15 protein-coding genes and 1 riboswitch are annotated in these 17,416 nt (G+C 41.1%); of the genes, 8 read left to right on the top strand and 7 right to left on the bottom strand.

Translation table 11 applies throughout. The features are described 5' to 3' along the window. Positions 1–5: 5 nt before the first annotated feature. Both JOC34_RS12345 and JOC34_RS12340 read right to left on the bottom strand, forming a co-directional pair. The gene (locus JOC34_RS12345; protein ID WP_205137075.1) at positions 6–1,046 is read right to left on the bottom strand and encodes a glycosyltransferase family 2 protein; all 1,041 of its coding nucleotides are present in this window, start codon (positions 1,044–1,046) and stop codon (positions 6–8) included. Further along, positions 1,012–2,295, bottom strand: a complete 1,284-nt coding sequence (locus JOC34_RS12340; RefSeq protein ID WP_205137074.1) for an O-antigen ligase family protein — start codon at positions 2,293–2,295, stop codon at positions 1,012–1,014. Before JOC34_RS12340 ends, JOC34_RS12345 begins: the two co-directional genes overlap by 35 nt. Positions 2,296–2,504: 209 nt before the next feature. Here JOC34_RS12340 and JOC34_RS12335 point away from each other — a divergent pair, with 209 nt between their 5' ends. Both JOC34_RS12335 and JOC34_RS12330 read left to right on the top strand, forming a co-directional pair. Next, positions 2,505–3,620: a glycosyltransferase family 4 protein gene (locus tag JOC34_RS12335; RefSeq protein WP_205137073.1), complete on the top strand. Its 1,116-nt coding sequence runs from the start codon at positions 2,505–2,507 to the stop codon at positions 3,618–3,620. Positions 3,621–3,668: 48 nt separating this feature from the next. Continuing rightward, positions 3,669–4,724 (top strand): MraY family glycosyltransferase, encoded by a 1,056-nt coding sequence (locus tag JOC34_RS12330; RefSeq protein WP_205137072.1) that lies wholly within the window; start codon positions 3,669–3,671, stop codon positions 4,722–4,724. A gap of 75 nt (positions 4,725–4,799) precedes the next feature. Here JOC34_RS12330 and JOC34_RS12325 read toward each other — a convergent pair whose 3' ends face one another. Continuing rightward, entirely contained in the window at positions 4,800–5,864 is a 1,065-nt protein-coding gene (locus JOC34_RS12325; protein ID WP_205137071.1) for an LCP family protein, read from the bottom strand. A 250-nt stretch (positions 5,865–6,114) separates the two neighbouring features. On the opposite strand from JOC34_RS12325, the gene JOC34_RS12320 reads away from it, so the two are divergent. From JOC34_RS12320 to JOC34_RS12305, 4 genes are all read left to right on the top strand, one after another. Continuing rightward, a complete protein-coding gene (locus JOC34_RS12320; RefSeq protein WP_205137070.1) occupies positions 6,115–6,849 on the top strand; it encodes a WecB/TagA/CpsF family glycosyltransferase in 735 nt (244 codons plus the stop codon). 102 nt (positions 6,850–6,951) lie between these two features. Continuing rightward, positions 6,952–7,176 (top strand): DUF1659 domain-containing protein, encoded by a 225-nt coding sequence (locus JOC34_RS12315; protein WP_205137069.1) that lies wholly within the window; start codon positions 6,952–6,954, stop codon positions 7,174–7,176. A gap of 35 nt (positions 7,177–7,211) precedes the next feature. After that, positions 7,212–7,427, top strand: coding sequence for a DUF2922 domain-containing protein (locus tag JOC34_RS12310; protein ID WP_205137068.1), 216 nt, complete (start codon positions 7,212–7,214; stop codon positions 7,425–7,427). Between the two features lie 292 nt (positions 7,428–7,719). Further along, positions 7,720–7,857: a YvrJ family protein gene (locus JOC34_RS12305; protein WP_205137067.1), complete on the top strand. Its 138-nt coding sequence runs from the start codon at positions 7,720–7,722 to the stop codon at positions 7,855–7,857. A gap of 76 nt (positions 7,858–7,933) precedes the next feature. Here JOC34_RS12305 and metE read toward each other — a convergent pair whose 3' ends face one another. From metE to JOC34_RS12285, 4 genes are all read right to left on the bottom strand, one after another. After that, positions 7,934–10,228 carry a 5-methyltetrahydropteroyltriglutamate--homocysteine S-methyltransferase gene (gene metE / locus JOC34_RS12300; protein WP_205137066.1) on the bottom strand — a complete coding sequence of 765 codons (2,295 nt, stop codon included), beginning with the start codon at positions 10,226–10,228 and terminating at the stop codon, positions 7,934–7,936. Between the two features lie 38 nt (positions 10,229–10,266). Further along, positions 10,267–12,129, bottom strand: a complete 1,863-nt coding sequence (locus JOC34_RS12295) for a bifunctional homocysteine S-methyltransferase/methylenetetrahydrofolate reductase (RefSeq protein ID WP_205137065.1) — start codon at positions 12,127–12,129, stop codon at positions 10,267–10,269. Positions 12,130–12,229: 100 nt separating this feature from the next. Continuing rightward, positions 12,230–12,397 carry a YezD family protein gene (locus tag JOC34_RS12290; protein WP_205137064.1) on the bottom strand — a complete coding sequence of 56 codons (168 nt, stop codon included), beginning with the start codon at positions 12,395–12,397 and terminating at the stop codon, positions 12,230–12,232. Positions 12,398–12,501: 104 nt separating this feature from the next. Next, positions 12,502–12,605: riboswitch (SAM riboswitch) on the bottom strand. A 139-nt stretch (positions 12,606–12,744) separates the two neighbouring features. Continuing rightward, positions 12,745–13,143: a secondary thiamine-phosphate synthase enzyme YjbQ gene (locus JOC34_RS12285; protein WP_205137063.1), complete on the bottom strand. Its 399-nt coding sequence runs from the start codon at positions 13,141–13,143 to the stop codon at positions 12,745–12,747. Between the two features lie 362 nt (positions 13,144–13,505). On the opposite strand from JOC34_RS12285, the gene JOC34_RS12280 reads away from it, so the two are divergent. After that, the gene (locus JOC34_RS12280) at positions 13,506–15,284 is read left to right on the top strand and encodes a PTS mannitol transporter subunit IIBC (protein ID WP_205137062.1); all 1,779 of its coding nucleotides are present in this window, start codon (positions 13,506–13,508) and stop codon (positions 15,282–15,284) included. 20 nt (positions 15,285–15,304) lie between these two features. Further along, complete coding sequence (locus JOC34_RS12275; RefSeq protein ID WP_205137061.1) at positions 15,305–17,413, top strand: BglG family transcription antiterminator; 2,109 nt, start codon at positions 15,305–15,307, stop codon at positions 17,411–17,413. Positions 17,414–17,416: the final 3 nt, after the last annotated feature.

Genomic DNA, 17,416 nt, shown 5'->3' with positions numbered 1-17,416 from the left:
TTCCTTCAATAGTTTGCCTTTTTTAATAAATAGAACAATGCAGGCATTCGATATTGTAAAAAGCGCTTGGCCTTAAAGAAACAATAGACGGCAGCAATCGACTGCATGTTAATTAGACGTCCAACGAATCGTGATTGGCGGCTTCCCTTAAAGTGCGTTCCGTTTTCTTTTAAAGTATCATCCGCAACGATCGCGGCTATTTGTTGTTTCTTTTGTTTGGCGGTTAGGGGACTATGTTGATGAAATAAGTTGTTCAGGCAGTTGATAACGCTATTGATATAAATTACTTCCAGAAAATATCGATTGTCTCCGTGATACTGATTTTCCCGTTCTAAAAACGCACGGACGTTGTCAAACAACATCTGTTGATTTTCAAACAAACGTTTGTTGAAACTTCTTGTTATCGATGTTTCGACCAGTGCATAGTTATAGAGTGGGCGCTTGATCAAGTTGACGGCTGTGCAGACATGAAGATAAGCAAGATTAAATAGCAGGTCTTCCCCTAATCGCAGGCTTTCCATGAAGCGGATCGTATAATCATTTATCAGATTACGAAGATACAGTTTATTGCATGGGGATGGCAGAATGGTGTCTTTGTAAAGCGCACCAACATGTTGTATAAATGCCTTCTTTGGGTAGATGCCTGCAATCGATGGTAGATGTGTTGTCGTCGTCCGATTCATGGCAATCGATTGATATCCACAGATAACGAGATCGGTGCCAGCTTTCATGGCTCCAACCAATTGCGCTGTCATGGTTGGTTGGATCGTATCGTCTGCATCGACAAATTGTATGTACGTGCCAACTGCCGTCTCTAATCCCCTATTCCTCGCATGGGCAGGGCCACTATTTTCCTGATGAATAACATGTATCCGCGCATCGGTTGTAGCGAGTTCATTACAAATATCTCCGCTGCCATCTGTCGATCCGTCATTGATCAGGATAATTTCTATATTTTTATATGTTTGTGCCTTGATACTATTTACGCAATGGCGTAAGTAGTTTTCCGCGTTATACACGGGTACGATGATGCTCACCATTGTCATATTTCCCCACCCCTAACGTGACAAAAAGTATTGCTGTATATGTCATGACAGATGGTGCGAAGAGCACATGACCAGCTAAAAATGCGATTCCGAAACAAATACCTAGCGTGATAAACAATGTCATCTTTTCTATATTGATTGGCAAAATTGCCGATAAAACCTGTTTGACCAAATAAAGCAACGGTGCAATTAAGCAGAAGATCCCGATTATTCCATAGCTGAAAAAGAGATCGAAGAAATCCATCTCGATTAGCTTGGGTTCTTGTTTATAATCCCCAGCATACCCAAGTCCAAAAGCTTTTCGTAATCCGTTCGCTGCTTCGTAGTCGGCTATGGTGTTCTGAAAATAAATATTTCGAGAGCTTAACAGCTTACGCATGAAAACGGAGCCCTCATTTTCTGTTGTGGGTATCACGTCTTGTTCGGGCGCCTGATTTGTTTGAGCGCCGATCTGTGCCGTGTTGGATGCGATTGGTGAAAAGGGAATAAAGCAGAACAACAATACGACAATCACTAGCATGAATAGCATACTTTTATTTTGCCAAATCTTAAAATTACATTGTAACAACCAGGAAATCACCGATAGACCTAGTATGAATAAGCCGCCGAAAAAAGCTGTCTTTGTACCAATCATCGGCAACATACTGACGATAAATATAAATGCCAGCCAAGCGGTGAACGTTTTATCAAATAACAAGTTGCTGACGGATAAACCTAGCAGGATAATGACGATCACGCTTAATTCGTTTGCAGCAAAAAACCAGCCTGAATAGCCGACACTATCATAGGAATAGCTCTGTATACTTGAATGGGTTACGATGGCCAGCCAATAACTAGTACCGACGATTAAACTGATGACCTTGGTTGCTTGGTATAGTAGTGTTTTGCTTATTTTGTTGCGTTTAATCAGCAGGATCGCAAGAAAGATCATCGTCAGATAATAACTCGTTTTTAAAGCAAAGTTTACTTCTTGAAACAGGAAGTAATTTTCTTTTAGTAAAAAGTTAATAACGAACGTGATTAGAATTGCTGCAAAGGAACCGACAAACAGCCAAAGCATTTTTCGCTGTCTTCGAATGAAATAAGCCGCTATATAGACAAATAAAACGCCCATGATAAGGCTACGTGATAAAGCCCCAATGGTTAGTATATTGAATTGATTGGATAAAGATGTGATCAAATCAATTATCGGCTGGATGATAATGAGCCAAAATATAAACCGATCGCTTCGTTCCATCCCATTTCCCATATAAAATCACGATCCTAACAACAAAATAATATCAACTCGCTCGACAGGTGCATCAACTCGCGCGGTCGGTGCGCCAACTTGCGTCTCTCGTATATCTACTTTCAATTATGGACATGTTACGGGCAAATATTCACCCGTTGATTATATATCTTGATGGAGTTGGTTATATTAATTTACTACATCATGAAATCAAAGGGATGACTTGCGCTATGAAAATTTTGCATTTAAACGCTGGTAACGAAACTGGGGGAGGAATGCATCATATTCTCGCATTACTTCAGCAGCTGGATCGTAAGCAATTTGTGCTTGGCGTATTGGAAAAAGGCGAGCTGATGGAGCGGGCAGAAGCGGCCGGGATTCAGACGGTTCACTTTGCCAACAACATGAAAATGAGCGTTCCCTTAATTAGTAAAATAAGGAACTATATCAAACAGGAAAAAATAAACTTTGTACATACACACGGACCGCGTGCCAATGTGTATGCGAATATTTTACGAAGGATCGTTCCATTCCAATGGATTGTAACCATACACAGCAACCCACTACTCGATTTTATGGGGAAGGGCATGTATGGTAATTTTCTATGCAAATTAAATGTTGGTGCGATTAAACATGCGGATAAGTTGATCGCAATTTCCGAACCATTTCGCACCTGTTTACAGGATGCAGGGGTGTCAGATGGCAAAATTATTACAGCATTAAATGGGATTGATTTTCATAAAAATACGGAGAAAGCATATACGAAAGCAGAATTCGGATTTGCAGAAGGTGATTTTGTCTTTCTGATGGTCGCCCGACTGGAACGTGTTAAAGGACATCCTGTGGCCTTTGAAGCATTTGCTAAGCTAATGACTAAACAGCCCAATTGTCAGCTTGTGCTGCTGGGAGAAGGCTCTTTAAAGGAGGAGTTACAGCGATTAGCTGTTCAACTTGGTATCGGAGACCATGTTCACTTTATGGGACACCGGCATGATGTGGATTGTTTTTACCAATTGGCGGATATCACATTGTTAACTTCAGTTAGTGAAAGCTTTCCACTTGTATTATTAGAATCTGCCAGGGCCGAAACGCCGGTTATTGCAACGGACGTTGGTGGCGTTAGTGAATTAATTTTAAATCAATCTGTCGGCTGGAAAGTAGATGTTGGTAATGTCTCAGAGATCGCTGCTGCCATGGAGGACGCATTGCTTTTATACAAACGGGGAATGTTATCCTTAATAGGGAAGAAGCTACAAGCACATGCCTCGATTAAATTTACAGTAGAGAATTTTGCCGAAAACGTTTATAATGTATACCTAAGTATGAAAGACAACACAGGAATGTAACTTTTCAAATACATTCCATATGACATTATAAAAAATGAGGTGGGCTAAGTGATTCATATTGTACTTTTAGCCTCGATAACGGCAATCATTTCACTGTGTATTACACCGATTGCCATTAAATATATAAAAAAACTAAATATAACCGATAAACCGAATGATCGAAAGGTGCACAAAAGCCCGATCCCAACACTGGGTGGTCTCGCAATTTTCACTAGTTTTATTATCGGGTTAATCATTTTGCAACCGGAAAGTCCTTACCATGTTGCGATTATTTGTGGTGGGATTCTCATTATTGGTGTTGGATTTGTCGATGACATCTTTGATATATCAGCGAAAACCAAGTTTATCCTGCAAATTGTAGCTGCTTGTCTCGTCGTTTTTTGGGGTGGTCTACAAGTTGAATTCATCAACTTACCATTTGGCGGGCAGATTGAATTTGGTTTTCTGAGCTCCGTTATTACGATTTTCTGGATCGTTGGGATTACCAACGCGATTAACCTGATTGATGGATTGGACGGGCTGGCTGCAGGTGTTTCATCGATTGCGTTACTCAGCATTGCTGGGATGGCAATGATGATGGGGGATGTGTACGTTACGACTATGGCGCTGGTCCTGTTTTTTAGTACCATTGGATTTTTGCGTTACAATTTCTATCCGGCAAAAATCTTTATGGGTGACACTGGTGCGCTTTTCTTAGGCTATATGATTGCTGTGTTGGCCCTACTTGGGTTTAAAAATGTAACGATTGTTTCGTTTATTATCCCGATATTTATCCTAGGGGTTCCGATTTCGGATACATTGATAGCCATTGTTAGAAGATATATAAATAAAAAGCCAATTTCAAGTCCAGACAGTGCCCACTTGCATCATCGATTGGTCAAAATTGGCTTCACACATAAACAAACGGTCTTAGTCATGTATGCATTAAGCTTGATGTTCAGTTTATCGGGTATCTTATTTTCGATGACAACGATCGGGGGCTCATTACTTATCTTCTTCGTTGCCATGTTTGTGCTTCTGGCGCTCATTGAAAACCTGGAAATGATCAATAGTGACTTTAAACCGTTAACAAACCTGTATAATGCGATACGTCATAGACCTTAAAGTGAAATTACATTGAGTGGACAAACTGATAAAAATAAAGCTGCTAACCATCATGGTCAGCAGCTTTTCTTAATTTCAATTGGTAGGTTTATTTTCGTCTTCTGCGCTATTCAAGCTGTTGGAATCAACGTCATCGTTATCCTCTGTTAGGCTTGTATCTTCAATATCTAAATGGTTTTTCAATAGTTGCTGGGTCTCTGCCAGCGCATCTTCATCGACTTGCCAATAATACGTATTCCCTGGTTGATAATCAACACCATCTAAACTCAATGTTTCAAAGTTTAAATTCTTTCCTTGGGTTCCGTAAGAGATGAAGCTTTTCATTTCAGAAAAGGTCATATTTGTTGTCATGTTGCTGCCAATTGCTTCAATGATATTATCATACTTTAAAACAGAATTGACGGATACCGATTTTTGGACAATTGCTTTGATGATTTCCTGTTGTCTTTTTCCACGTTCAAGGTCACTGTCCATCTTCCTTGTCCGGGCCAAGGCAAGAGCTTGTTCGCCGTCCAGTTTTTGTTCGCCTTCCATTAGATGGATCGCATTCGCTTTATCTGTGGAATCCTGTTCTGTAAATTCATAAGGGACATCATATTCAATGCCATCAATAGCATCGACAACATCGATGAATGCTTCGAAGTTCACTTTCACATAGTAGTCTATTGGAATATCGAGTAGATTTTCAACGGTGTCAATAGCAGCCTTTGTTCCGCCATATGCATGCGCATGGTTGATTTTTGATTCGTAGCCAACCTCCGGAATATAAACATAAGAGTCACGTGGGATGCTCAACAGTTTTACACTTTTATCGTCCTTATTCAATGTGGCGACCATCAATGCATCTGTTCTGGAACTTTCCGCATTCGCGCGAACATCACTTGCATCTACACCCATAATGAGAACAGAGACGTTATCAATATTTGGATCAACAGCATTTTGCCGCAGTTCCGATTTACCTCTGTCGCTCTCGTAGGAATCGGATAATACCGAATCTGCTTTTGCATATAGGTAGGTAGCGTAGGATAATACACCTACAAATACTACGAGAATAGGGATCAGAATAAAGTATAGTTTTTTACGGAATTTCCGCTTCTTTTTTTGGACAACGCGTGTCCCGTACGGATTTTTGCTTGACATAAAAGTAAATCTCCCTTAGTTTGTCGTGTTTGACTTATATATGAATGAAAGTTAGAATTCGGGCACAATTAGAATAGGAAAAAGAACTATTTAATGATATCCTATTCTCAGTAATAAAAAACTTAACCTGAAGTATGAAAACTATTCTTTATTGTACTATGAATTGGGCTCTTCGTAAATAACAATTGTGTTACAATTTCGTAAGATTAGTCAATATTAGACATGTAAAGATGTGAAAGGTTGCAATAACATGGTAGATTCCAATCAAACAGTGTCGATAATGGATATTAACTTTTTAAATACGACAAAAAAAGACTTTTTAAATCATCATCTTTTTCCTCGATTAGATAAAAGAGAAAAGACCTTTGTCGTGACCGCAAATCCGGAAATCGTAATGAAGACAAGAGAAGACGCTGCCTATAAAAGAATCGTCGAATCGGCAAACTATGTGGTCCCGGACGGTGCAGGTATCCTGCTTGCAGCAAAATATATGAAGCAGCCGCTACAGGAAAGAATTACGGGTATTGAATTGGTGCTTGATTTACTGGATTTTGCTGAAGACCAGGGGATGAGTTGCTATTTTCTTGGGGCAAAGGAATATATAAATGAAAAAATGGTTCTGGAAATGGAGAAGAAATTCCCTAATCTAAACATTGCCGGTCGTCAGCATGGTTTTTTTGACCTCGATGATCCGAAAGTTGTGGAGGATGTCGCACAATCAAATGCAGATATTGTACTGGTTGCCCTCGGATTACCGCGACAGGAATTGTGGATTGATCAGCATAAGGATAAATTTTCCAAGGGGCTCTTCATGGGGGTCGGCGGCAGTTTCGATGTCCTGGCTGGCGAGGTGAAGCGCGCACCTGAAGGATGGATTAAATTAAATTTGGAGTGGTTGTACAGGATATTGAAAGAGCCATTTCGGATCAAGCGTATTTTTAAAGTATTTGAGTTTATGATTCGTATTATATTGAAAAGATCGTGAAAGGACCAGCACTGGAAATGTGCTGGTTTTTTTATTTTTATCGTTTGATGCCCCCTTTCTTGACCTACTTTCGATTGTAGTGGTGAAAGGGAGGTGAGGCACATGGCAGTGGCAGAAATATTAACATCCCAGCTGCAGTTGGTATTTAACGATGGTAACGATACGTCTACAGGTAAGCCTGTATACAAAACAAAGAATTTCAACAACGTTAAAACATCTGCAAACGCCGATCAGTTGTATGCAGTCGCATTAGCTTTTGCGGATCTGCAGGAGCGACCGCTTTACACGATCAGTCGTAAAGACAGCACTAGTATTGCGGAGGGTTAATGAGAAGAAAATAAGAGAAAGGAGGAGATCAATTTATGAAAAAGATTGAACTTAAATTCGAAAACGAAGACGGGAAAATTGTAACATACGCACTGGATAATCCAGTAGAACCCGTTGATCCTGATGAAGTGAATGCTGCGATGGATGAGATTATCGCACAGAATGCTTTTACATCCAGTGGTGGAGACTTGGTCGCTAAGAAAAGTGCCCGCATCGTAGAAAACATCGTGGAAGAAATTGAATTGGACTAAGTGAAACGAAAATAATCAGAAACATGACCAGTGGCGTGGCCGCTGGTCATGTTTTGGTTAGAAGGGAATGCTGGCACGGCAGACGAATCGGGCGCCGGGGCGGTGAGAACGGGAGAGCCACGCCTCAATTCGGGCGTCAGCATCGTGAGGTCGGGAGAGAACCCTGTCAAATCGGGCGTCGGCATCGCGAAATCGGGAGAGACCTGACTTAACTCGGGCCGCAGCAGCTCGAACTCGTGAAACCACAACATCTGAGCTTCAAGCAAACATTACTAGATGGGAGGTAATTTAAATGGAGACCTGGTTATCGGTCGTGACAGAGGTCGGTTTTCCGATTGTGGTGACATTTTATTTATTGCACCGTATTGAGGGAAAACTGAATCTGCTTATCGAATCGATTCATGCGTTACCAGAGAAAATGAAGGAATGATACGAATAAAACTCCGGTCAATGATGCCGGAGTTTTTTCATATTATTTATTCTTGTTGTACAGCGTACGGGCAATTCTATTGCTTCAGATTAGCAAATTGCGCTTTACGTATTTCGTGTGCTGCTTCTACCATTGATTTTAATGCGCCAATCGTTTCTACTTCGTTTCTCGTTTTTAACCCGCAGTCTGGGTTAATCCAAAACAGCGTAGGGGAAATGGATTGTAATGCGCGGTTAATGTTTTGTTTAATTTCCGCTTGGCTTGGAATTCTTGGACTGTGAATATCATATACACCAAGCCCGATTTCCTTTTCATACGTATTTTCTTCGAATGTGGAAATGATCTCCCCATGACTTCTGGAAGTTTCAATCGAAATGACATCCGCATCTAATCCATCAATTGTCGCAAATATTTCCTGGAATTCTGAGTAGCACATATGGGTATGGATTTGCGTCTGATCCTGGACGGAAGCTGTTGTCAATCGGAATGCATATACCGCATCATCCAAGTATTCCTGCCATCTATTTTTGTCCAATGGAAGACCTTCCCTTAATGCAGGCTCATCGACCTGAATGATTTTAATGCCGTTTTCCTCCAGTGCTTCAACTTCCTGTCTAAGTGCAAAAGCAATCTGATTTTGTACAGTTTGGCGCGGTACATCGTCATGAACAAATGACCAGTTTAATATAGTTACCGGTCCAGTGAGCATGCCTTTGACAGGTTTATCTGTTAGAGATTGCGCGTAGATACTCTCCTTTACGGTGATTGCTTCTTTGTAGGAAACATCCCCAGTAATGAGTGGTGGCTTCACACAGCGGGAACCATAGGATTGTACCCAGCCGTATTGCGTAACGCCAAACCCATTTAGTTTTTCACCAAAGTATTCGACCATATCTGTCCGCTCAAATTCGCCATGCACAAGTACGTCAAGTCCAATTTCTTCCTGGATTTTTATCCATTTATTAATTTGATCCTTAATGAATTGTTCATATTGATTCGCAGTGATTTCGCCCTTACGCCATTTGGTTCTTGTTTGTCTTACAACGGCAGATTGCGGCAGACTGCCAATCGTTGTTGTGGGAAGCAGTGGTAGTTGCAACTGCTCCGCTTGTTTTTTAATCCTTTGTGCAAATGGTGATGTTCGTGCTGTATCAGTGGGTGTTAGATTGTCTATCTTTCTTCTAACTACGTCGTTGGTACGTCCTGATGCTTGTGTAAACTGTATACGTTTTTGTTTGTTTGCTGCTAATTCTTGGCGTATCTGCTGTTTTCCCGATTTCAACCCCTTTGCCAGCGTGACAATTTCACTGATCTTTTCATCGGCAAATGCTAACCCATCCTTGATTACCGGGTCTAAATTTCCCTCCGGTTTAATTGTTACTGGCACATGCAGCAGGGAGCAGGAAGGTTGAGCAATGATTGTTTCACTTTTTATATGTGTACGGATTGTCTCTAACAAGTCAAGTTTCGATTCTAAATCCGATAACCAGACATTTCGCCCATTAATAATTCCAGCAGCAAGTACTTTATCTTCGGGGAAACCCTGCTGTTTGATCAATTCTAGTGCGTTCCCATGGACGAAATCGAGACCAATTGCTTTCACGGGAAACGATTTGACTGCTTCGTAATTTACAACTTCGCCAAAATAAGTTTGTAAAATAAGCTTTAGTTTGGGTGCTTCTTTGCTGAATTGCTCATAGACATTTTTAGCCGCAGTAATGACTTCTTCGGACAAATTGGTGCCGAAAATTGGTTCATCGATCTGTACCCATGATGCTCCCGCCGCTTGCAATTCCTTTAGCACTTGAATATATAAAGGCAGAAATTGCTGTAAAAGGGTGGGGAAATCTTTTTCTTCGTAGCCTTTTGAAAGCTTCAAGAATGTGATCGGACCTAAAATGACAGGCTTGCCATCAATGCCAATTTTATCTTTGGCTTCTTGATAAAAGGCAAGTGGGCGATTACTAGTTAATGTAGGTTTTGCATGCCTGAGTTCAGGTACGATGTAATGGTAATTCGTGTTAAACCATTTTGTCATTTCAGATGCAACGGCGTCATTGGTGCCACGAGCAATGGAAAAATAGGTGTCCAGATCGACTTCGCCGCCATCGTATTTAAACCGCTCAGGTATAATACCGAACATGATAGATGTATCCAATACATGGTCATAGAGTGAAGCATCACCAACAGGTATGAGTTCGACACCTAGATCTTGCTGCTTTTGCAGGTTGTTTAGCCTTAGCTGCGTTGTCTCCTCCAGTAATGCTGTCTCTGAAATTTCCTGCTTCCAAAATTTTTCTAGTGCACGTTTCCATTCTCTGTTTTCCCCGATTCTTGGATAGCCTACGTTCGAACTGATAATGTTTGTCATTTTTATATTTCCTCCTTCGGTTTAATTGCTTGATATGATTATTTTTGTTGTGTCATCAGCTGTACCTTTTCGGTTGTGTACGATTGCGTCTTTTCCTGTATATAGGTAACGAGCTGTGTGATGATGTCATACCGCATGAATGGTGTGATCAAATAGATACCATAGAAATGTTTCAATGCCGTATCAATTAATGCCTTAGCAATCGCAATGCCCTGTTCGACGGATTGTGCAGGATCACCTGCTTGGGCGTTCATTTTCCCCCTGACATCATCCGTTAGCTTGATCCCGGGAACTTCGTTATGGAGAAATTCCGCATTTTTGGTAGATGTAAGTGGCATGATTCCTACATAAATGGGTGTGTCCAAGTCTTTCGTTGCTTCGCCCAGTACCTCAATCCTCTCTGCACTGAAGATTGGCTGGGTGAGAAAGTAGTCTGCACCACAATCCACCTTTTTCTTCATTCGTTCTACTGCTTTATCTAAATTAGCCACATTGGGATTAAAGGCAGCCCCGACTTGAAAAAGTGTTCGCTGTCGAAGTGATTTTCCAGAAAAGGAACGGCCTTCATTACCTTGTTTGATCAAGCGAATCAGATCAAAAGAAGTGACATCGAACACGGATGTCGCACCAGGGAAGTCTCCTATCTTAGTTGGGTCCCCGGTAATCGCCAGAATGTCATGAATTCCCAATGTATGCAGTCCCATTAAATGGGATTGTAGACCAATTAGATTTCGATCTCGACACGTCAAGTGAACGAGTGGTCTGATCCCGATTTCATTTTTAATTTTTGATGCGATGGCAAGGTTGCTTATCCTTGGTGTTGCCAATGAGTTATCCGCAAGTGTGATGGCATCGACACCAATTGTTTTTAATGCCATTACACCTTCTAAAAATTTGCCTGTATCCAAATGCTTTGGTGCATCAAGCTCCACAATGACGGAATGACGCCTACGGGCAATTTCTTGTAAAGGTGTTTCAGTAGGCGAGTCGGTTTTCCTTATTTGGACAGGATCAGGCCTTGGGCTAATTTGCTTGTTGGCTAATGGTTTTAAATTTTTAATACCTCTTGTCAACGCCTTGACGTGTGCAGGTGTCGTGCCACAACAGCCGCCAATCAGACGGACACCTTCATTACGAAAATCCCTTGCACAGTTCTCGAAATAATCGGGTTCATTTTCATAAATGAGCTTGCCCTCGTGGTATGCGGGCAAACTGGCATTTGGATATGCTGCCAGAAATGATGTCTGTCGTATTGGCACGTCTTTTAATGATTCAATCATATGAAAAGGTCCTAGTCGGCAATTGATTCCGACAACATCTGCTCCCGTATCATCTAATTGCTTTAATGCATCAGGTAAAAGGGTGCCATCTTCCATAATACCTGCCTCATGCATGGATACGTTCGTGATAATTGGCAGGTCCGTTTCTTCCCGTGCGATCTTCAGAACAGTCGTTAATTCATCCAAGTTATAATAGGTTTCCAACAGAAGTCCATCGACATCCTCAAGCAGCATGCAATACAATTGCTCCCTGAAGCTTCTTTTGATTTCCTCTTTTGTCCCAAGTAAGGATTGGGTTCCGTGGATGCCTCCAATCGTTCCAAGTACATAGGTTTGGTTTCCAGCCGCTTTCTTCGCTAGGCGAATGGCTGCTGTATTTATCTTTTTGACGTGGTCTTCCAATCCATAGCGAGATAGTTTAAGGTAATTCGCACCATATGTATTGGTTTGGATCAAATCTGCACCTGCATCTATATAGGATTGGTGGACCTGTGTGATTTGTTCTTCATGTGTTAGATTCAGTTCCTCAAAACTACGATCCACCCCGTAGGAATAAAGCAATGTTCCCATTGCCCCGTCCCCAATGAGGATGCGTTCCTTCAATGCAGCTAATAAATCCATCGTTATCACTCCTCCTTTTTTAGGCGAAATAAAAAAGGCATACTTGATAAACGGGGTTCCCGAATAAAAAGATGCCTTTAGTTGTCTAATGGGCACTGCCTTATTTTGTTTTGTGTTTGTTGTTTCCTGTTAGTGCAAAACGTTTCTTTTCTGTTGTGTCAATTTGTGTTATTTCACCTTCATGTACGGTAATGCTAACCGATCCATACTCCAGTTGTTCCAAAGTGGCTTGAATGTGTTTCATTTTTAATTCATTTACCTTATTCATACATGCCCCCTAATAATTGAATGCTGCTTATGGACGTCCAATCAGCAGGAAAAACAAAAAGTCCTCTTCAAGAATAGAAGAGGACACATAGGTTGTTTTCACTCTTCTTATCTTCTCAGTTATTACACGAGCAGGAATTGGCACAGTACTAAAAAAGCCTGTTGCCGAGGTATCAAAGGGCCAGTCCCTCCACCTCTCTGGATAAGAATTGATTCATTAATTTAGTTGTTATTTAATAATATACACATTTTATAATTGTATGTCAACATATGTTTTTTCAAAAAAATAACAATTCTGTAATGGTAAATTACACTTGAAGTAATAGGGTGCGTCCAACGGCATACTGATTAGGATACCATTTTCACATGAAATTTCCGGTTGCGCGGACCATCAAATTCACAAAAATAGATGCCTTGCCATGTTCCAAGTACCAATTCTCCATTAGAAACAACCAAGGTTTGTGCATGACCAACGGTACTTGTTTTCAAATGTGCTGCCGTGTTTCCTTCGGCGTGACGATCTTTACGATGATGCCACGGATAAATTTCATCAAGCCGCATAAGAAAATCTGTTTTTACATCAGGATCGGCGTTTTCATTTACTGTGATTCCAGCCGTCGTATGTAACGAGGAAACAATCAACATAGCATCTTTGACACCAGCCTCCACAATCCAATCTTCAATTTCTGTCGTGATATCTACCATTTCAGCGTGATGATTTGTTGTGATATGAAATAACTTTTCCAATGGTTTCATCCTTTCCTGTATATATTTTATCTTATTCCCTTTTTATACGATGAAGAAACAGGTTTAAAGGCTGATCTAGCAGTTTTTAGCCAATATAGCGTAAATTTAATGCACAGGAAATTCTACAATAGTATTATTCATATACTTATTAAATCATGGCAACATCTTCTATGCCAAATTGCTGTTTAGATTATATTGAATAGGCTAGCGAAAGCGAGGTAAAATAAGGATAGGAAATAAAATGGTGTGCTGCGAAAGTCATCATGACATCTAAGAAGTTTGTTTCGTTGCCTGATGATAGGCAACGTTTTGCTGCGCATTTTTATTTAAAAAATATTTTATACTCGAGGGGAGATTTTTATATGGCGGACAAAGGATTCCGTGCGAAATTGCAGCGATTTGGCAGTTACTTAAGTGGAATGATTATGCCTAATATCGGTGCTTTTATTGCGTGGGGGGTTATCACCGCTTTATTTATTGAAGATGGTTGGATACCAAATGCGGACCTGGCATCCATGGTTGATCCTATGCTTACCTACCTTTTACCACTATTAATTGCATTCACTGGTGGACGAATGGTCTATGATATTCGTGGTGGTGTCGTCGGTGCTACAGCAACGATGGGTGTTATTGTCGGTGCAGATATACCGATGTTTTTAGGTGCGATGATTATCGGGCCATTGGCTGGGTATTTGATGAAAAAGATCGACCAAGTGTTTCAGGATAAAGTTAAATCCGGGTTCGAAATGCTTTATAACAACTTCTCGGCCGGGTTCTTAGCTGCGGCTCTGGCAATCGTTTCCTTATATGGAATTGGACCTGTAGTTGTAGCGTTTAATACTTTATTAGCAGCAGGGGTAGAGGTCATTATTAATGCAGGACTACTGCCGCTGGCAAATATTATTATTGAACCGGCGAAAGTGCTGTTCCTAAATAACGCGATTAACCATGGTATATTGACCCCAATTGGGGCAGAACAGACTGCAGTTGCAGGGAAATCTATTTTGTACCTACTTGAAGCAAACCCAGGACCTGGGCTTGGTCTCTTAATCGCATTTTCTATTTTTGGTAAAGGTGCATCGAAAGCATCTGCACCGGGGACCGCGATCATTCAATTCTTTGGTGGGATACATGAGATTTACTTCCCATACGTGCTCATGAAACCAGCATTACTTTTAGCTGTAATGGGTGGTGGTGTCAGTGGTGTATTCATGTTCCAATTGTTTGGTGCAGGGTTGGTTGCTCCAGCATCACCAGGTAGTATTGTTTCCATCATGGCACTGACAAAACAAGGCAGTTACCTTGGAGTCATCGCGGGAGTTGCTGTTGCGGCAATCGTATCCTTCCTGATTGCATCGTTTATTTTACGAACAAGTAAAGCAACGGACGAGGATTTATCGGAAGCAACTGGTAAAATGGAAGCAATGAAAGGTAAGAAAAGTTCCGTAGCTGGCGCGTTAAAAGAAGAAACGGAAGTAGAAGCAACGGAGCCAGTTGAAGCGAAGAAAGCATCCAACGACATCAATAAAGTTATTTTTGCTTGTGATGCGGGAATGGGTTCGAGTGCGATGGGATCATCATTGTTGAAAAATAAATTTAAAAAGGCAGATATTGATATATTTGTAACAAATAAAGCGATCAATGACATACCGGACGATGCGGATATCGTAATCACGCATCAGGACCTAACCGATCGTGCGAAAGCGAAGTTACCAACAGCTGAACATATTTCGGTGGAAAATTTCTTAAGCAGTCCAGCGTATGATGAATTGGTCGATCGCTTGAAAAACTCTGAAACGGGTACAGTAGCAGAAGAGCCGAAAGCAGATACAGACGAACCAGCAGAAGAACAGAAAGCATCAGAAGATATCCATAAAGTTATCTTTGCCTGTGATGCTGGAATGGGTTCGAGTGCAATGGGATCATCGTTACTGAAAAATAAATTCAAAAAAGCGGGTATCGATATATTTGTAACGAACAAGGCGATCAATGACATACCAGATGATGCAGATATCGTGATCACGCATAAAGATTTAACCGATCGTGCGAAAGCTAAATTACCAACGGCAGAGCACATATCAGTGGAAAACTTCTTAAACAGTCCGGCGTACGATGCGTTGATCGATCGGCTTAAAAAATAATGTTTTAAGTGGTGAACAGTATGTATATACCTGGTCGCGAACGGAAAGTGATAGAGCTTTTACTACATGCAGATGCAGAAATGACAGTAAAAGAAGTTGCGGGAAAGCTGGAAGTAAGTGAACGAACCATCCACCGTGACTTGAAAAGTATTGAAAAAGTGATTGCCCCTTATCAATTGGAGCTCATAAAAAAAGCTGGGGTTGGCCTCCGGATGATTGGAAAAAACACGAATAAGCAGCAATTGGAACTGGCACTTTCCAGTGCATCGTTCGTGGAATTTACACCGGAGGAGCGGCAAGCGATTATGCTCTCGACACTTTTTGAAACGAACGAACCAATCAAGCTGTTCACCCTTGCAGATGAGCTGAAAGTTACCATTGCAACGGTAAGCAATGACCTGACGCAAATCGAAGAAACGCTCGCCGATTTTCATCTCACCCTGATTAGAAGAAGAGGGTATGGAGTGAAAATTACGGGCGATGAGGCAGATAAACGCGCTGCGATTAATTATTTAATTACGCAGCACTTGGATCCATTTGATTTTGTATCTTTGATAAAAGAAAATATCCAGAAAAAGTCAAAGCATACAGGTAATGTGATTTCCGACCGTTTATTAGGGCTCGTAAACCCGGATCGTCTTAATGTGATTGAAAAAAGAGTGGAGCAAACACGTTCAGAATTACCGTATGAATTAGCGGATAGCGCCCATGTTGGTCTGGTTGTCCATCTTGCGCTCGCTATTGAGCGACTGCAAAAAGGGGATACAATTACATTTGATCCGGTTTATTTAAAGCAAATCGAAGAAACGAAGGAATACCAGATCGCAGGGCAAATGATTCATGATCTAAAAAAGACGCTGCATATGGATATTCCGGATGATGAAATCGGGTATATTACGATGCATCTACTGGGAGCCAAGTTGCGATTGAATCCCCAACAAGTACAGGCGGATGCCGATTTGGATATCCGTTTACATGCAAAAGCATTGATCCGGTATATTGGCGAAAGTTTGGATGTGGATTTCTCGGATAACACGACATTGCTTCATGATTTGGTTGCCCATTTGAAACCAGCGATCTATCGATTGGAGCAAGGGATGCATATTAGCAACCCACTGATTGAGCAAATCAGGAATGACTATGATGACCTTTTTCATCTTGTTCAAGAAGGGGCACATGCAGCGTTTCCTGATTTGGATTTCCCTGATGACGAAATTGGCTATCTTGTGCTCCACTTTGCGGCGATGCTCTTGCATGGTGAAATAGCATTAAACTTAAAAGCGCTCGTTATTTGTTCCAGTGGTATTGGCACCGCGAAAATGTTGGCAAACAAAATAATGCAGGTAGTACCAGAGATTAAACAGGTAGACAATGCATCGATGTTTGATGTGAGCAATGCTGATATGGAAACTTATGACTTGATCGTATCGACGATCCCATTACAGGGATTTGATGGAAAATATATCCTTGCGTCACCAATGCTAACAGAGGCGGAAGTGCAACAAATTAAGAAAGCCATCAGACAAAGGAAACTGACCTACCAGGCAACCGAGGCGAAACAGGAAGTAAAACCGAAACAAGCACATGCAGTAGGTGAAAACTTTACAACCCAGTTAGAAGCCATTCAGAACTATACGGAAGCCATTTTAAGTATATTAAAAGCCTTTCGTGTCACCCAATTGGTAGAAGCGGATGGTATTGAAAAAATGTTAAGTATGATTTGTGACCAATTGGAAGAAGAAGGATGGCTAACAAATAACGAAATCGTGTTGAATCAACTGCTGAAAAGGGAAAGGATAAGTGGTCTTGGGATTCCGGGGACGTCGCTTGCACTTTACCATACGCGTTCAGATAATATAGCGAAGCCCCATTTTTCAATCTATCGATTACGGGAACCTTTGACAGTCGCTGGGATGGATGGCGCTTCAACGAAGGTAGATACATTACTGATCATGCTCGCTCCTGAGGCAATCCATCAGGAAGCCTTGGAAGTACTGAGCTATTTAAGTAGTGTCATCATACAAGATCAAACAAGTATTACATTGTTCGAATCGGGGGATGAAGCAATGATTAAACAATTCCTGTCCGAAGAATTTCATCAGTTTTTACAAGAAAAAAATTTACTATAAGGA

Source organism: Virgibacillus halotolerans (genome assembly GCF_016908515.1).
GTDB lineage: Bacteria > Bacillota > Bacilli > Bacillales > Amphibacillaceae > Virgibacillus_M > Virgibacillus_M halotolerans.
Note: the sequence above shows the minus strand (reverse complement) of the source record. Positions and strands in the feature narration are given on the sequence as shown.

Bases quoted from the DNA above. Each gene is read 5' to 3' on its own strand.
- JOC34_RS12280 (WP_205137062.1), top strand. From the start codon at position 13,506: ATGGCGGACAAAGGATTCCGTGCGAAATTGCAGCGATTTGGCAGTTAC.
- JOC34_RS12320 (WP_205137070.1), top strand. From the start codon at position 6,115: ATGGTAGATTCCAATCAAACAGTGTCGATAATGGATATTAACTTTTTA.
- JOC34_RS12275 (WP_205137061.1), top strand. From the start codon at position 15,305: ATGTATATACCTGGTCGCGAACGGAAAGTGATAGAGCTTTTACTACAT.
- JOC34_RS12295 (WP_205137065.1), bottom strand. From the start codon at position 12,129: ATGGATTTATTAGCTGCATTGAAGGAACGCATCCTCATTGGGGACGGG.
- JOC34_RS12335 (WP_205137073.1), top strand. From the start codon at position 2,505: ATGAAAATTTTGCATTTAAACGCTGGTAACGAAACTGGGGGAGGAATG.
- JOC34_RS12290 (WP_205137064.1), bottom strand. From the start codon at position 12,397: ATGAATAAGGTAAATGAATTAAAAATGAAACACATTCAAGCCACTTTG.
- JOC34_RS12345 (WP_205137075.1), bottom strand. From the start codon at position 1,046: ATGACAATGGTGAGCATCATCGTACCCGTGTATAACGCGGAAAACTAC.
- JOC34_RS12315 (WP_205137069.1), top strand. From the start codon at position 6,952: ATGGCAGTGGCAGAAATATTAACATCCCAGCTGCAGTTGGTATTTAAC.
- metE (WP_205137066.1), bottom strand. From the start codon at position 10,228: ATGACAAACATTATCAGTTCGAACGTAGGCTATCCAAGAATCGGGGAA.
- JOC34_RS12305 (WP_205137067.1), top strand. From the start codon at position 7,720: ATGGAGACCTGGTTATCGGTCGTGACAGAGGTCGGTTTTCCGATTGTG.
- JOC34_RS12325 (WP_205137071.1), bottom strand. From the start codon at position 5,864: ATGTCAAGCAAAAATCCGTACGGGACACGCGTTGTCCAAAAAAAGAAG.
- JOC34_RS12340 (WP_205137074.1), bottom strand. From the start codon at position 2,295: ATGGGAAATGGGATGGAACGAAGCGATCGGTTTATATTTTGGCTCATT.
- JOC34_RS12310 (WP_205137068.1), top strand. From the start codon at position 7,212: ATGAAAAAGATTGAACTTAAATTCGAAAACGAAGACGGGAAAATTGTA.